Here is a 15458-nt window from a genome sequence, read left to right as displayed (position 1 = left end):
TCGTAATCTGGGGGCTGGCGCCATCGGCGGCAGCCTGGGTGCGGGGTTCCTGCGCAAGGGGCATGATGTCATCTTTGTGGACAACGTGCCTGCGCATGTGGACGCAATCAACCAAGGCGGGCTGAAAATTGTTGGCCCCCTTTTCGAGGATACGGTGCATGCCCCGGCGTTTCTGCCTGCTGATCTGAAGGGAACCTTCGGGCAGATATTTCTGTGTGTAAAGGCACAGCATACCGATGCGGCAAGTCAGGAACTTGCGCCCCACCTTGCAGAGGATGGTTATGTCGTTTCGGCCCAGAACGGATTGAACGAAGCGATCATTGCGCGCCATGTGGGGGCGCCACGGACGATCGGCTGTTTCGTCAATTTCGGTGCCGATTATCTGGAACCGGGGGTTGTCACCTATTCCGGGCGCGGCGCGGTCGTGGTTGGCGAATTGGACGGGGCGCAAACCGACCGGATCAGGGCCTTGCACGGTCTGATGCAGGAGTTCGACAAGGATTCGGTGCTGACGACGAACATCTCGGGGTATCTCTGGGGCAAGCTGGTTTATGGTGCGTTGCTTTTTGCCACGGCGTTGACGAATGACAGCATTGCCGACGTGCTTGACGATGCCACAACGCGGCCGGTGCAGGTGCGGCTGGCGCAGGAAGTCGGGCGCATTGCCGCCGCCGAGGGCATTCGCACCGAGGCCTTCAACGGGTTCGATCCGGCGGCGTTCCGGCCCGGCGCAACGCAAGACGCAATCGCAAAGTCGTTTGATGATATGGTTGCCCACAACCGCCGCTCGGCCAAATCCCATTCGGGAATCTGGCGCGATCTGGCGGTGCGCAAACGCAAGACAGAAGCGGAATCGCAACTTGGCCCGATTGTCACCCATGCGCGCCAACAGGGCATTGCCGCGCCGCTGACCACGCGCCTGATTGAAATGGTGCGCGAGATCGAGCAGGGCGAACGCCCCCTTGCCAAGGAAAACCTGACCGAGCTTATGGGAGTGATGCAGTGAATATCGGATTTCAGAACCGGCGGATAATCGTCACCGGTGCCGCGCATGGGTTTGGCCGGGCCATTGCCCATGCCTTTGCCGCCCATGATGGCGCGCAGGTTTACGCCCTTGATGTCAACGAGGAAGGATTGCGCGAAACCGTCGCGCAGGCCAAGGGACGCTGCACAAGCGCCGTCGTGGATGTTGGTGATCGCGACGCGGTGCAGGCCGCCGTTGCCGCGATCGAGGGCGAGGGCGGCGGCATCGACATTCTGGTGAACAACGCAGGCGGCGTGCGCGGCCAGGTCGGGCGCCCCATCGAAGAGATCAGCGCCGCCGACTGGCAGACCATTTTTGACGTGAACCTTGCGGGCACCTTTTTCATGACGCAGGCGGTCGCGCCCGCAATGAAAACAGCCGGAAAGGGCAGGGTGGTCAATATTTCCAGCGGGGCGGGGCGCGGGATCAGCCTCACCGGGATTCAGGCCTATGCCAGCGCCAAGGCCGGGCAGATCGGCCTGACCCGGCAACTCGCTCATGAACTCGGGTCTTTCGGGATCACCGTGAACTGTATCGCGCCGGGGTTCGTGCTGTCCAACCCCACAAGCGAAAAGCAGTGGCATGCGATGGGGGCCGATGGCCAGAAGGCATTGCTTGAACGTATCGCGATGCGCCATCTGGGCGCGGTCGAGGATATCGCCAATGCGGTGATGTTCTTTGCCTCGGATCAGGCGGGGTGGATCACCGGCGAAACGCTGGGCGTGGATGGTGGCAAATGAGTGCTGTCGAACAATGGCTGAGTGACCACGAGGCAGACGGCCTTGAGAAGATCACAGAATTCTGCCGGATTCCAAGCGTCAGCGCCGATCCGGCCTTTGCCGATGACATTGCCCGCGCCGCCGGCTTTGCCGCTGACTGGCTGCGCGCTGCCGGGTTTCCGTTGGTCGAAATCGTCGAAACCCCGGGGCATCCTTCGATCTTTGCCGAGTGGATCGTTGATCCTGCGCTGCCGACTATCCTTGTCTATGGGCATTATGATGTGCAGCCGCCTGACCCGCTGGAAAAATGGCAATCGCCCCCTTTGACCCAGAGGTGCGCGAAGGCCGTCTTTATGCGCGGGGCGTGTCCGACGACAAGGGGCCGCTTGGCATTGCGTTGCATGTGATGCGGGCCTTTCACGAAACGGCGGGTCAGCCCCCGCTGAACGTGAAATTCCTGATCGAGGGCGAAGAGGAATCGGGCAGCCCGAATTTTGCCCCCACGGTCGAACGGATGCGCGAGCCGGCTCGCCTGTGATCTGGTGGTGTCGGCCGACGGTGCCATGTGGCGCGCCGACCTGCCGTCAATGACGGTGGCCAGCCGCGGATTGGCCGCGCTGGATGTTACGGTCGAGGGCGCGGCCAAGGATCTCCATTCGGGCCGTCACGGCGGGTCGGCCCCGAATGCGATCCGCGCACTGGTGGGAATGCTGGCAACCCTGCATGACGGCGACAGCGTGGCGGTGCCCGGGTTTGCAGATGGCGCGCAGCCCCCTGACCCGGCCATCGAACAGGCGATCCGATCTGTGGGGTTCGATACGGGCGCCTATTTCGATTCCATCGGTGCCACGCGGCCCGATCCGTTGCCTTCGGGCGTCGATCTTCTGACCCGGCAATGGCTGATTCCGACGTTGGAGTTCAACGGGGTGTCCGGTGGTTATGCGGGGCAGGGCACCAAGACGGTGATCCCCTCAACGGCCATGGCCAAGATTACCTGCCGGCTGGTGGCGGGGCAGAATCCCGCCCATGTCAAAGAGGCAATCGAAACCCATCTGCACCGCGTTCTGCCCAGCGGTTACCGGTTGTCGGTCACGGGCCATGGCCCGGGGTCGGCTGCATTCTCGCTTGATCCCGATTCCCGGGGTTTGGCCATCGCTGAGGACGTGCTGGGCGATGTTCTGGGACAGCCCCCTGCGGGTGGCCATGGGCGCGACGATCCCGATTGGCGAGGTGTTCGCGCGGCATCTGGGCGTTGGCACGGTGTTCTTTTCCTTTTCCACCGCTGACGAAGATTATCACGCCCCGAACGAATTCTTTCGCCTGTCCAGCTTTCATGCCGGTCTTATCGCCTGGGCGCGGTTGCTGACGCGGCTTGGCCAAGCGTCGTTGCGATGAGCGGGGCTGATCTGCGCACCCTTGGCGCGGCCTACCGCAGTGGTGCAACCACGCCCCGTGCGCAGATCGACGCCGCGCTTGCCCTGATTGCGGCGCGTGAACCCGAGTTGAATGCCTTTGCCACGGTTCTGGCCGACAGCGCCCGGGCAGAGGCGGACAAGGCAGGGGCAGATCTGCGTGCGGGCCGGGATCTTGGGCCGCTTCACGGCGTGCCCATTGCGATCAAGGATCTGATCGAGGTTCGCGGCGCACCGACCGGCTATGGCACGCGGGTGGTTGCGCCGCGGATCGCCGAGGGTAACGCCACATTGGTTGCCCGGCTGCGCGAAGCCGGGGCGATCATTATCGGCAAGACCAACCTGTTGGAATACGCTTACGGCGTTGCCCACCCCGACATTGGCCAAACCAACAATCCGCTGGACCTAACCCGCACTGCCGGCGGCTCAAGCGGCGGGTCCGCCGCCGCCGTGGCCGCAGGTATCGTGCCGCTGGCCGTCGGAACCGATACTGGCGGTTCAATCCGTATTCCCGCCGCCTATTGTGGGATTGTCGGGGTCAAACCAACCTATGGCCTGATCCCGCTTGACGGGGTTTTTCCGCTGTCCCAAAGCCTTGATCACGCCGGGCCTCTGGCGGGAAACATTGACGATGCGGCGCTTATGCTGGGTGTTATGGCCGGGTGCGACATGCCCTTGCATGACGTGCCGCTGGCGCAACTGCGGCTTGGGGTTGTGCGGGCGCAGTTCCCCGCCGACCCGGAAAATCAAGGCGTGGCGGCGCATATCAACCGTATGCTGGACAGGCTGACCGCCGCTGGTGTGACCTGCGTTGATGTTGAAATCCCCGGCCTTGCCGCCGCCAATGGGGCGTTGATTGATATTCTGCTGCCCGAGGCATCGGTAATTCACCGCGATCTTGTTGCGCGCAATCCCGGTGGTTACGCCCCCGGCACCCGGCGCCAGATCGAATCCGGCTTTGAAACCCGCGCTGTGGATGTTGTTCTTGCGCGTCAGGTGCAAAAATCCCTCCGCGATGCGGTGACGGCAACGCTTGATACCGTGGATGCGCTGATTGCGCCCAGCGTGCCTTTTGTGGCACCGCGCGAAGATCCCGAAATTACGGACGCGGGCGACAGTGAAATGCTGGCAAGCGGCTTTGCCAACCTGACCGGCCATCCCTCGGTCAGCATCCCCGTCGGGTTGCATGGGGGCCTGCCGGTCGGTCTTCAGCTTACAGGGCGGCTTGGGGGGGATGGCGCGCTCCTGTCCGTTGCTCGGGCGGTCATGGCAGGGACGAACGAACATCCGACCACCGCGTCCCTGATTGGGTGATCAAAAGGCCAACGACAATCGTTCGATGACAGACCGGGCACGCGTGTTCAAATTGTGAACGAAGAAAACGATATCGAGGGGGATGCGCCCGTAATCCTCGGACAGGATGACGGCCTCCCCCGACATGATCTCTCGGTGAGCGATCGAATGGGGCACCCAGGCGGCGCCGATGCCCGCAAGAACCAGCCGTGCAATGCCCATGGCGAAGGCGGATTCAAGGATGGTTGGCCCGTCTAGATGCACATCGTTACGTTCTTCATGGTCGCTGAGGATCTTGCCAAAGAAGCTGCCTGTCGGGAACCGGATGATGTTCGTATCGGGCGGCAATCTGCGATCTTGCGTCAATGTATGCCGTTTGTCCCCCCACGATCGGCACCAGAACATCCCGGTGCCAGACATGGCGCGAAATACTGTCGTCAAACGGCAGATGGGCCTGTCGTTGATGTTCATAGGCAATCAACACGTCCGCTTCCTTGCGCAGGAATACTGATGTTGCGTCGTCCTGGTTCTGCGTACGCAGCAGGCTGACAACCGGCGGTGTCATGGCGGCCAGCGATTGGCAGATCTCGGGAAAGCAGGACAGGGACAGTGAATGCTGTGAGGCGAAAACCAGCGGTTCGCCTGAAGCCTGAAAATTCCTTAGCTGGCTGCGAAGTTGTTGAAGATGGGCCAGCATTGCACGGATCTGCGGCTCACAGGCGGCCAGAGACGGTGAAATCACGATCCGGTTGGGGCCGCGGACAAGCAACTCGTGCCCGATCCAATCCTCCAGGGTTCGGATGCGGCGGGAAAACGCGGGTTGGGTAACATTCCGCCGGGCCGCAGCGGCGCTGAAGCTTTTTTCCTCAAGCAGAACCAGAGCGTCTTCAAGAAGGCGGGTATCCATCGTTTACCCATATCATTGGTATGGGCAGGCTGCAATATTGGCATTTTGACGGCGCGGTTTTCCCGGTTAGGCATAGCAAAGATATAACCTAGGAGAACCCCGATGACGAAAGCGGCCACTGCGACCCCGGACCAGGATATTCTTTTGGTCAGGCGCGCCCTGCAAAAGCATCCCCGCGAACGGTTTGCCCATCTGCCAACCGCGCTGGAGCCGATGGACCGCCTGAGCGAGGAGTTGGGCGGGCCGCGCATCTGGATAAAACGTGATGATTGCACCGGTCTGGCCACCGGCGGCAATAAAACCCGCAAGCTGGAATTTCTGGTCGCCGCCGCGCTGGAGCAAGGGGCGGACACCCTGATCACCCAAGGTGCGACCCAATCGAACCATGTTCGGCAAACGGCGGCAGCGGCGGCAAAATATGGCATGGCCTGCCACGCATTTCTGGAAGACCGGACAGGATCAAACGATCCGCAGTACAATTATAACGGCAACGTTCTTTTGGATCAGATGCTTGGCGCGACCATTGTAAAGCGGGCAGGCGGCGTTGACATGAACGCCGAGATGGCAAATCTGGCGGATGATCTGAAGAAGCAGGGCAAAAAGCCCTATGTCATCCCCGGCGGCGGATCAAATTGCGTTGGCGCGTTGGGCTATGTGGATTGCGCGGTCGAACTGGTTGAACAGGCCGCCGGGATGGATCTGAGGATTGATGCGCTGGTTCATGCAACCGGCAGTTCAGGCACCCAGGGCGGTCTGGTTGCCGGGCTGAGCGGGTTGAAAAGCGACATCCACCTGTTGGGCATCGGCGTGCGCGCCCCCCGTGAAAAGCAAGAGAGCATGGTTTACGACCTTGCCTGCAAGACTATGGATTATCTTGGCATGGGCATGACGATCGAGCGCGATAGTGTCCGTGCCAATTCTGACTATGTCGGTCCCGGTTACGGCTTGCCGACCCCCGGCATGCGCGACGCGGTCAAGATGCTTGCGCGGCTTGAAGGGCTGCTGTTCGATCCGGTCTATTCCGGCAAGGGGCTCGACGGGCTTATTGATCAGGTTCGCAAAGGGTATTTCGACGGCAAGGACAATATCGTGTTCCTGCACACCGGGGGCAGTGCGGCCCTGTTCGGATATTCCGAAATCTTCGATCTGCCCGGGTATCAGCCATAAAAAACCACGCATCACAACAGGGAGGAACAAGATGCATTATATGAAAGCTGCTTTGGCAGGGGTGTTGGCCATGGGGATGGCCACACCGCTTTTCGCACAGGAAACCACCGGCACATTGGACAAGATCGCCGCCTCGGGAGAGATTTCCATCGGTTATCGTGAAAGTTCGGTGCCGTTTTCCTATCTCGACGCGGATCAGAATCCGATCGGTTATTCCATTGATCTTTGCCAAAAGATCGTGGCAGCGGTGAGCGAGGAACTGGGCAAGGACATCACCGTCAAATACGTTCCGGTGAACCCGAAAACACGCATTCCGCTGATTGCGAACGGTACGATCGATCTTGAGTGTGGCTCGACGACCAACACCCTGACCCGTCAGGATCAGGTGGAATATCTGCCCACCACCTTTATCACCGGCACCAAACTTCTGGTGCGCAAGGATAGCGGCATCAATTCGATTGCCGATATTGACGGCAAGGCGATTGCCCTTGCCCAGGGCACAACCAACGAACGGGCCATCATCGCTGAGATCGAAAAGCGCGGGTTTGATGTCAAGGTGCTGCCGGTGCGTGATCATGCCGAAGGAATGCTGGCGCTGGAAACTGACCGGGTCGACGCCTATTCGACCGATCATATTCTGCTGTTCGGCCTGATCCAAAAATCAAAGAACCCCGGTGATTTCGCGGTGGTCGGTGATTTCCTGTCCTTCGATCCCTATGCCATCATGCTGCGTCGCAATGACAGCGCCTTTGAACTGGTGGGAAAGAAGGCGCTGGCCGCGCTTTTCCGGTCGGGTGAAATCAATGACATCTATGCAAAGTGGTTCGACCCGATGGGTGTTGCGCAAACTGATCTTCTGGCGGCTGCATTTCGGATCAACGCCCTCCCTGAATAAGCGGGGCGGATTTGGTGCCGGGGGTGGAAACGCCCCCGGCATATCCATGGGGAGAGCATAGATGGATTATCAATGGGACTGGGGCGTATTGTTCCAGAAAGAATATTTTGGCTGGATCCTGGATGGGGTGGCCTGGACATTCGCGATTGCACTGGCCAGTTGGTGTGTGGCCTTTGCCGTTGGCGTATTGGTTGGAATCGGCAGGACATTGCCCTCACGTCCGATTGCCTTTCTCTGCGCGGCCTATGTTGAATTGTTTCGCAATGTTCCTTTGCTGGTGCAGCTTTTCCTTTGGTATTTTGTTCTGCCCGAAGTGGTGCCCGATGATTTCGGGCGCTGGCTAAAGCGTGATATGCCTCAGCCCGAATATGTCAGCGCTGTCGTTGGTCTGGGGCTTTATACGGCCAGTCGCGTTGCCGAACAGGTGCGCGCAGGGATAAACGCGGTCGGCCCCGGGTTGACCGCGGCGGCCTATGCGGGGGGTATGTCCACCGCTCAGGCATACCGCTATGTCCTGCTGCCGATTTCATTCCGGCTGATTGTGCCGCCGCTGACATCCGAATTTCTGACGATCTTCAAAAACTCGTCTCTGGCGCTGACCATCGGCCTGCTTGAACTGACGGCACAAAGCCAGCGTATCGCGGAATATACCTATCAGGGGTTCGAGGCCTATACCGCCGCGACTGTCATTTATATCATGATTGCCCTCGTGGCGACACTGGTGTCGCAAGTGATCGAAAAACACACCCGCGTTCCGGGTTTCATTGGGCAGGGTTGAGCCATGGGTGCATTTGACTTTTCGGTCGTAACCGACAACCTGCCGTTCCTGTGGGAAGGGTTGCAGCTTTCGCTTTGGCTGACGTTTCTTGCCATTATCGGGGGCATCTTTTTCGGAACGATCCTCGCCTTGATGCGCCTGTCAGCCAGCAGGCCGCTTTCCTGGCTGTCGGCGCTGTATGTAAACCTGATCCGCTCGGTGCCGTTGATTCTGGTCATCTTCTGGTTTTATTTCCTGGTGCCCCTTGCGCTGGGGCGGCCCATTGGCAGTTTTTATTCGGCCCTGATCGCCTTTGTGTTGTTCGAGGCGGCCTATTACTCGGAGATTATTCGTGCCGGAATTCAATCGGTTCGCAAGGGCCAAACCCACGCCGGTCAGGCAACAGGCATGACATATGGGCAAATCCAACGCCATATTGTGTTGCCGCAGGCGTTTCGCAACATGATCCCGATCCTGGTCACCCAGGGGATCATCCTGTTTCAGGATACCAGTCTCGTTTTTGTGGTGTCGCTGCGCGATTTCATGACCGTCAGTTCGATTGTCGCCCGCACCGAAGGGCGTCTGGTTGAAATGTACGTCTTTGCGGCAGTTGTTTACTTCATCATCTGCTTTGCAGGTTCTCTTCTCGTCCGGCACCTCCAAAGGAGCAAAACCGCATGATCGACGTCACGAATATTTCAAAATGGTACGGCAGTTTTCAGGTTCTTGATGATTGCTCCACCTCGGTTGCCAAGGGCGAGGTTGTGGTCGTCTGTGGCCCGTCCGGTTCGGGGAAATCGACGCTCATCAAATGTGTGAACGGATTGGAACCCGTGCAGAAAGGGCAAATTAAGGTTGATGGGGCCGATGTGACCGGCAAGGGCGTGAACCTGACAAAGCTGCGCGCCCGGATCGGAATGGTGTTCCAGCATTTCGAACTTTACCCTCACCTTACCGTGCGCGAAAACCTGTGCCTGTCACAGCAAAAGGTGCTTGGCCGCTCGCGTGACGAAGCCGTCGCAAAGGCCGAAACCCTGCTCGATCGGGTCGGGTTGCGCACCCATATCGACAAATACCCCGCCGGGCTGTCTGGTGGGCAGCAACAGCGCGTTGCAATCAGCCGCGCATTGGCGATGGACCCGATTGCGATGCTGTTCGACGAACCCACGTCAGCCCTTGATCCGGAAATGATCAATGAGGTGTTGGATGTGATGGTTGGTCTGGCCGGTGAGGGCATGACCATGATGGTCGTCACCCACGAAATGGGATTTGCCCGCAAAGTGGCCGACCGGGTGGTTTTCATGGATGCGGGCAAGATCATCGAAGATCGCCCGACCGAGCAATTCTTTGGCAACCCGGAAAGCGACCGGGCCAAGGATTTCCTGTCAAAAATCCTGAACCATTGAACCGTTTGAAATCAGACAGGAGGCCGGAAAATCATGAATAATCTGCGCCCTGTGGGTGTTCTCGGGGGGATGGGGCCACAGGCCACCGTCCTGTTTCAGCAACGCCTGATTGATGCCGTGGATGCGGCGGATGACGCGGATCACGTGCCGCTTTTGATCGACATGAACCCGCAGGTTCCCTCGCGCCTTGGGTATATCCTTGAGGGGCGGGGCGAAAACCCGGGGGCCACACTGGCCCGCATGGCGCGTGGGCTTGAACAGGCCGGGGCAGGGGCCCTTGTCATGCCGTGCAATACCGCCCACCATTTTGCCGATGATATACGCGCAGCGGTTGATATTCCTCTTCTTCATATGGTCGATCTGGCCTGTGAGGTCGTGGCGGCAAGCCTGTCTGCGGGGGGCAGGGTTGGAATTCTGGCCTCGCCCGCGACCGAAAAGATCAGGCTGTTTCACAAGGCATTCGCGCCCTATGACCTTGAGCCGGTCTTTCCGGACGACACCGATGCCGTGCTTGGGGCAATTCGTATCATCAAATCCCGGGGTGCCACCGCCGGGGCCCGTCAGGCGCTGTCCGATGCGGCCATGAATTGCGTCGCAAAGGGCGCCGAATGCCTGTTTGTCGGCTGCTCAGAGTTTTCACTGATTGCAGATGCGGCAGCGGGAGCTGTTCCCGTTGTCGATTCAGTTGATGTGCTGGTGCAAAAGACCTGCGCCTTTGCGGGGGCAAAACTGCGGACCTGAAAAAGGATCAAGTTCAGTTCAGGCTGGCCCGGATCATTTCCATGAACGAAATCACGGCAGGAGAACGCGGCCTGTCTGAGGGAAACAGGAATGACGCGCGAAACTCGATCGAGGGAACGAATGGGCGAACCTCCACACCACTGCGAATATGATCTATGATTGGAAAGGGGTTCAGAATGGCGATCCCCAATCCCTCTTGCACGAATTGCGCAGCGGAAACTGCGGTGGCCGTTTCCATCACAATCTTGCGCCGCACACCGGTTCTTTCAAACACGCGGTCAATGCTTATCCGTTCCGAATGGCGGCGCATTGATGCGATGAAGGGTTCGTCTTTCAGATCTTTTGGCACGATGACCTTGCGTTCAACCAACCGGTGGCGACTGGGCAACAGGCATATCGCCTCTGTGGTCAACAGCAGGTCTGTGGTGACGCCGGGGTGCGCCGGAATCGTGCTTGTCAGGCCAAGGTCGAAACGGCCATCCGCGACACTGCTGACCAGAACATCACTGGAAACCACATCGAATATTACCTCAAGGTCGGGGTTATGTTTCATGAACCGGGCGATTTTTTCGGGCAAAAACCGGTGTCCGATGGTGGGTGGCGCAACAATCCGCAATGGCCCCGAATGCGCGGCAGGGATCAATGCCTGGCGATCACCCAGGCGCGTCAACGCCGCAAAGACCGGGCTGAGTTCGTTGTTGATTGCCAACGCCTCGCGCGTTGGAACCAGACGCCCGCCCGTCCGCTCAAACAGTTTTTGGCCCAACGTCTTTTCAAGCTGCGCAATGCTGCGGCTGATCGCAGGCTGGGACAACCCAAGCAGCAAGGCCGCCACGGTGGTTTTCCCCGCGCCGATGAGAACGTGAAAAATCTCCAGCTCTCTTAAGGTAAAGCCGGGAAGTGCCTCGTATTTCGAAGTGTTGGGCATGCGGCTCGCCTCTTATCTATGCGTTAACATTATATGGTTACATATTTTGCATATTAATATCACATAGTACGGTCCGTGACGTTGAGATGTCAAACCCCGAGTGCCGGAATGGGCAGCCCAGGGTTTGCCCGCAACACCGGAGAAGACTGGGAGGACGTCATGAGACCGTTATCAACAACAATCACTGCCGTGATACTGGCAGCCGCCGGCGCAGTGCCGGCCCAGGCGGCCGAGGCGGATTTGACCATTGGCGTCAAATCCGAACCAACATCAATGGATCCGCATTTTCACAATGTCGCAACCAATGTGCAGGTGTTGCAAAACATCTTTGAACGGTTGGTCTCGCAAGATGCGGCGCAGGATCTTGCGCCGGGTCTGGCCACCGAATGGAAATCGATCGACGACACCCATTGGGAATTCAAACTGCGCAAGAACGTCAGGTTTCACGATGGGGGCGATTTCACGGCCAATGATGTGATCTACAGCATCTGCCGGATTCCGCAGGTTGAAAATTCGCCGTCGTCCTTCTCGATCTACACCACGGGGATCGTGGATATGCAGGCGAAAGATGCCCACACTCTGGTCATCACCACCGCCGCGCCCGATCCGCTTATACCTGTTAAATCTGCCAGCCTTGCAATTCTGTCGGCCAAGGCAAGCGGGGGCACCGACAATGTCGTTTATCATGCTGCCGGGTGCGACGGGATGGGTGATTTACCAGATTCGATGGCATTCAATTCGCCATCCGTGACCGTGGGCACCGGCCCTTACAAGCTGAAAGATTTTACGCGCGGCACGGAAATGACCCTGACGCGCAATGACGATTACTGGGGCGATGCACCGGATTGGGAAAATGTGATCATTCGCCCGATCAGCAGCAGCGGCCCGCGCGTTGCCGCCCTGTTGGCCGGTGACGTGGACATGATCGAATCGCCCCCCATTCAGGATACCAAACGTATCGAGGATGCCGGGTTCATGATCGTCGGCGCGCTTTCCAACCGGGTCATTTATCTGGCCATGGATCAAGAGGGCGACGCCCCGGGCCTGACAGGCACCGATGGCAAGAACCCGCTTCTTGACAAACGGGTGCGCAAGGCGCTGTCCCTGTCCATTGACCGGGACGCAATCGTCAAGCGTATCATGGGCGGACAGGCTGAATCCGCTGGCGAATTCCTTCCGCCGCCCATGTTCGGCACCTCGGGGCGCAGCGTCGATCCCTATGATCCCGAACAGGCAAAGGCACTGCTGGCCAAGGCCGGGTATCCCGATGGTTTCGGGTTGGTTCTGGGCACGCCCAACGACCGCTATATCAACGATGCGCAGGTGGCACAGGCCATCGCACAGATGTTTGCCCGTGTCGGCATCAAAGCCGAAGTCGACGCGTCGACCGCAAGCCAGTTCTTTTCAAAGCGGAACAATTTCAAGTTCACGGTTTATATGGCTGGCTGGGGTGCGACCACGGGCGAAATGTCTTCGCCGCTGCAATCGCTGGTCGGTACGGCCAATCCTGCCGAAGGGTCGGGCGCTGCCAATTTCGGTCGCTACTCCAACCCTGCGTTCGACAAGATGATAGGCGAAGCCGTTGTCACGATCGATGATGCCAAGCGATCAACGCTGCTTCAGGCCGCTGAAACACTGGCGTTGGACGATTACGGTATCCTGCCGCTGCATTATGAAAAAACCATATGGGCGATGGCGCCGGGCGTGTCGTACGAACCGCGCGTCGATCAGTTTACTGTCGCTTCGCAGGTTACGAAAGCCGACTGAGCCACCTTCACAGGCATCCGTTGGGGTGCCTGTTCAGCCAGCCCCCCATTTTCCCGGAGACCGACGTGATCGTTTATCTCATCCGGCGCATAAGCCAGAGCCTGGTCGCCGTCATTGTTATGGCCACCCTTGTTTTCATCGGCGTTTATGCCATCGGAAACCCCGTTGATATTCTTGTCAGCCCCGAGGCCAGCCAAGCCGAAATTCAGGCAACCATCATCCGCCTTGGGCTGGACAAACCCCTTTGGGAACAATTTTTTGTCTTTGTCGGCAATGCCCTGCACGGTGATCTGGGCCTGTCTTTCGTGTATGGCCGCCCTGCGCTTGACATCATTCTGGAACGGATGCCTGCGACGTTTGAACTGACGTTCTTTGCGCTTTTTCTGTCGGTCTGCATTGGCGTGCCATTGGGCGTTTATGCGGGCCTGAAACCCGACAGCATCAGTGGCCGTTCGATCATGGCGGGTTCGATCCTCGGGTTTTCGCTGCCGAACTTTTGGCAGGGGATGCTGATGATTTTGATCTTTGCCGTTCTTCTTGGCTGGCTGCCGGCTGGCGGGCGCGGTGATACGGTTGATGTGCTGGGCGTGCCGGTCAGTTTTCTGACCCTTGACGGGCTAAGCCACATTATCCTGCCTGCCCTTAACCTCGCGCTTTTCAAGATGTCGCTGGTGATCCGGCTGGCCCGGGCAACCACCCGCGAGGTGGCGATGCAGGATTACATCAAATTCGCCCGCGCCAAGGGGCTTTCGAATAACCGGGTTGTTCTGGTTCATATCCTCAAGAACATGATGATCCCCGTCGTCACCGTTCTGGGGCTTGAGCTGGGCGCCATGGTGGCCTTTGCCGTCGTGACCGAAACCGTCTTTGCATGGCCCGGCATGGGCAAGCTGTTGATCGACTCGATCAACCTGCTCGACCGGCCTCTGATCGTTGCCTATCTGATGATAACGGTTCTGATCATCATCACCATCAATCTCGTGGTTGACATGCTTTATTCGGCGCTCGATCCGCGCATCCGGCTGTCGGAGGTAAAGGGATGAGCGACATTGCAGTTCCCCCGAATCCCCCGCAGCGAAGGAAAGCCCCGTCAAACGGCTGGTGATTTCATTCTTTGAGGACCGGTTGGCGGTTATCGGCCTTGCGCTTTTCACCGTCATTACGCTGATCGCAATCGCGGCATCGTGGCTATCGCCACAAAACCCCTATGACCTTGCACAGCTCAGCATCATGGATGGGGGTCTGCCCCCCGGCGACTCCAGCTTCGAGGGCATGACATACTGGCTCGGGACTGATCCTCAGGGGCGCGATATGTTGTCTGCCATCATGTATGGTCTGCGGGTCAGTTTGATGGTTGCGATCATCTCGCTTGGGGTGGCGGCAACGATCGGCGTCGCCGCCGGGATCACCGCCGCCTATTTCGGCGGGCGGGTGGATGCCCTGATCATGCGAATTGTCGATCTGCAACTTTCGTTTCCTTCGATCCTGATTGCCCTGATCCTGTTGGCGCTGTTCGGGCGCGGCATCGACAAGGTGATCCTGGCGCTGGTTATCGTGCAGTGGGCCTATTATGCGCGCACGGTGCGAAGCTCGGCCATTGTCGAGCGGCGCAAGGAGTATATTTCGGCGGCGGTCTGTCTGGGGTTTTCCCACCGGCGCATCATGTTCCGGCATCTGCTGCCCAACTGCATTCCGCCCCTGATCGTTGTCATGACAGTGCAGATCGCCCATGCGATTGCGCTTGAGGCAACGCTTTCGTTCCTTGGTGTGGGGGTGCCAATCACCGAACCTTCGCTTGGGCTGCTGATTGCCAACGGATATGATTTCCTGCTGTCGGGGCAATATTGGGTCAGTGTTTTTCCCGGCGTTGCGCTGGTTCTGACCATCATCTCCATCAATCTTGTCGGCGACCGATTGCGCGACATTCTGAACCCGAGGTTGCAAAAATGACCGAAGTTCTCAGGGTAAATAAACTCAAGACGCATTTCTTCACCCGCGATGGCGTGGCCAAGGCTGTGGATGGCGTTGACTTTTCGCTCAACCGTGGCGAGATCCTCGGGCTGGTCGGTGAATCCGGCTCGGGCAAAACCGTGACCGGCTTTTCACTGCTTGGGCTTGTCGATCCTCCGGGGCGAATTGTCGACGGCGAAATCCTGTTGAACGGGAAAGACCTGTTGAAGGTGGGCGAAGCCAAGCTGCGCCATCTCAGGGGCAAAAAGATCGCGATGATCTTTCAGGATCCGATGATGACCCTGAACCCGACCCTGCGCATTGATACACAGATGGTGGAAACGGTGCTGGCCCATGAAAAGATGCCCCGCGCCGCAGCATTGAAACGCGCCCGCGAAACCCTGACCATGGTGGGCATCTCTGCCCCTGACGAGCGGTTGAAAAGTTACCCGCATCAGTTTTCCGGTGGCATGCGGCAACGTGTGGCCATTG

General features: G+C 58.8%; 19 protein-coding genes and 1 pseudogene. 16 read left to right on the top strand and 4 right to left on the bottom strand.

Annotation, left to right across the window (positions count from 1 at the left end):
• Positions 1-7: 7 nt before the first annotated feature.
• The 6 genes from AC0L7P_RS21965 to AC0L7P_RS21940 all read left to right on the top strand — a co-directional run bounded on the left by AC0L7P_RS21965 (position 8) and on the right by AC0L7P_RS21940 (position 4469).
• On the top strand, positions 8-1006 hold the full coding sequence (locus tag AC0L7P_RS21965) for a ketopantoate reductase family protein (protein WP_473436381.1): 999 nt from the start codon (positions 8-10) through the stop codon (positions 1004-1006).
• Positions 1003-1764 (top strand): SDR family NAD(P)-dependent oxidoreductase, encoded by a 762-nt coding sequence (locus AC0L7P_RS21960; RefSeq protein WP_473436262.1) that lies wholly within the window; start codon positions 1003-1005, stop codon positions 1762-1764. The genes AC0L7P_RS21965 and AC0L7P_RS21960 overlap by 4 nt, the downstream gene beginning before the upstream one ends.
• Positions 1761-2150 carry a hypothetical protein gene (locus AC0L7P_RS21955; protein ID WP_473436261.1) on the top strand — a complete coding sequence of 130 codons (390 nt, stop codon included), beginning with the start codon at positions 1761-1763 and terminating at the stop codon, positions 2148-2150. The genes AC0L7P_RS21960 and AC0L7P_RS21955 overlap by 4 nt, the downstream gene beginning before the upstream one ends.
• Positions 2108-2281, top strand: coding sequence for a M20/M25/M40 family metallo-hydrolase (locus AC0L7P_RS21950; RefSeq protein WP_473436260.1), 174 nt, complete (start codon positions 2108-2110; stop codon positions 2279-2281). Before AC0L7P_RS21955 ends, AC0L7P_RS21950 begins: the two co-directional genes overlap by 43 nt.
• A gap of 7 nt (positions 2282-2288) precedes the next feature.
• Positions 2289-3029 carry a peptidase dimerization domain-containing protein gene (locus AC0L7P_RS21945; RefSeq protein ID WP_473436259.1) on the top strand — a complete coding sequence of 247 codons (741 nt, stop codon included), beginning with the start codon at positions 2289-2291 and terminating at the stop codon, positions 3027-3029.
• Between the two features lie 105 nt (positions 3030-3134).
• Entirely contained in the window at positions 3135-4469 is a 1335-nt protein-coding gene (locus AC0L7P_RS21940; protein ID WP_473436258.1) for an amidase, read from the top strand.
• Here AC0L7P_RS21940 and AC0L7P_RS21935 read toward each other — a convergent pair whose 3' ends face one another.
• The 3 genes and pseudogenes from AC0L7P_RS21935 to AC0L7P_RS21925 form a co-directional block, all read right to left on the bottom strand.
• Positions 4470-4712 carry a hypothetical protein gene (locus AC0L7P_RS21935; protein ID WP_473436257.1) on the bottom strand — a complete coding sequence of 81 codons (243 nt, stop codon included), beginning with the start codon at positions 4710-4712 and terminating at the stop codon, positions 4470-4472. It abuts the gene before it with no gap.
• Between the two features lie 13 nt (positions 4713-4725).
• Positions 4726-5145: a hypothetical protein gene (locus tag AC0L7P_RS21930; RefSeq protein WP_473436388.1), complete on the bottom strand. Its 420-nt coding sequence runs from the start codon at positions 5143-5145 to the stop codon at positions 4726-4728.
• Positions 5146-5196: 51 nt separating this feature from the next.
• Positions 5197-5355, bottom strand: a pseudogene (locus AC0L7P_RS21925) (LysR family transcriptional regulator); the annotation flags it as partial.
• Between the two features lie 102 nt (positions 5356-5457).
• Between AC0L7P_RS21925 and cuyA the strand changes: the two are divergent.
• The 6 genes from cuyA (at position 5458) to cuyB (ending at position 10321) form a co-directional block, all read left to right on the top strand.
• Positions 5458-6522 carry a D-cysteate sulfo-lyase gene (cuyA, locus tag AC0L7P_RS21920; RefSeq protein WP_473436256.1) on the top strand — a complete coding sequence of 355 codons (1065 nt, stop codon included), beginning with the start codon at positions 5458-5460 and terminating at the stop codon, positions 6520-6522.
• A gap of 31 nt (positions 6523-6553) precedes the next feature.
• On the top strand, positions 6554-7417 hold the full coding sequence (locus tag AC0L7P_RS21915; protein WP_473436255.1) for an amino acid ABC transporter substrate-binding protein: 864 nt from the start codon (positions 6554-6556) through the stop codon (positions 7415-7417).
• Between the two features lie 61 nt (positions 7418-7478).
• The gene (locus AC0L7P_RS21910) at positions 7479-8195 is read left to right on the top strand and encodes an amino acid ABC transporter permease (protein WP_473436254.1); all 717 of its coding nucleotides are present in this window, start codon (positions 7479-7481) and stop codon (positions 8193-8195) included.
• 3 nt (positions 8196-8198) lie between these two features.
• Positions 8199-8855: an amino acid ABC transporter permease gene (locus AC0L7P_RS21905; protein WP_473436253.1), complete on the top strand. Its 657-nt coding sequence runs from the start codon at positions 8199-8201 to the stop codon at positions 8853-8855.
• Positions 8852-9580 (top strand): amino acid ABC transporter ATP-binding protein, encoded by a 729-nt coding sequence (locus AC0L7P_RS21900; RefSeq protein ID WP_473436252.1) that lies wholly within the window; start codon positions 8852-8854, stop codon positions 9578-9580. The genes AC0L7P_RS21905 and AC0L7P_RS21900 overlap by 4 nt, the downstream gene beginning before the upstream one ends.
• Before the next feature lie 33 nt (positions 9581-9613).
• Positions 9614-10321, top strand: a complete 708-nt coding sequence (cuyB, locus tag AC0L7P_RS21895; protein ID WP_473436251.1) for a cysteate racemase — start codon at positions 9614-9616, stop codon at positions 10319-10321.
• A gap of 13 nt (positions 10322-10334) precedes the next feature.
• On the opposite strand, the gene AC0L7P_RS21890 is transcribed toward cuyB, so the two are convergent.
• Entirely contained in the window at positions 10335-11249 is a 915-nt protein-coding gene (locus tag AC0L7P_RS21890; protein WP_473436250.1) for a LysR substrate-binding domain-containing protein, read from the bottom strand.
• A 159-nt stretch (positions 11250-11408) separates the two neighbouring features.
• Between AC0L7P_RS21890 and AC0L7P_RS21885 the strand changes: the two genes are divergently transcribed.
• From AC0L7P_RS21885 to AC0L7P_RS21870, 4 genes are all read left to right on the top strand, one after another.
• On the top strand, positions 11409-13016 hold the full coding sequence (locus tag AC0L7P_RS21885) for an ABC transporter substrate-binding protein (RefSeq protein ID WP_473436249.1): 1608 nt from the start codon (positions 11409-11411) through the stop codon (positions 13014-13016).
• Between the two features lie 65 nt (positions 13017-13081).
• On the top strand, positions 13082-14059 hold the full coding sequence (locus tag AC0L7P_RS21880) for an ABC transporter permease (RefSeq protein ID WP_473436248.1): 978 nt from the start codon (positions 13082-13084) through the stop codon (positions 14057-14059).
• Between the two features lie 58 nt (positions 14060-14117).
• Positions 14118-14966 (top strand): ABC transporter permease, encoded by an 849-nt coding sequence (locus tag AC0L7P_RS21875; protein ID WP_473436247.1) that lies wholly within the window; start codon positions 14118-14120, stop codon positions 14964-14966.
• A partial coding sequence (locus AC0L7P_RS21870) for an ATP-binding cassette domain-containing protein (protein ID WP_473436246.1) occupies positions 14963-15458 on the top strand: 496 nt, incomplete at its 3' end. The genes AC0L7P_RS21875 and AC0L7P_RS21870, both read left to right, overlap by 4 nt.

Source organism: Oceaniglobus sp. K40-3 (genome assembly GCF_055808395.1).
This window is presented reverse-complemented; position numbering and strand designations above follow the sequence as displayed.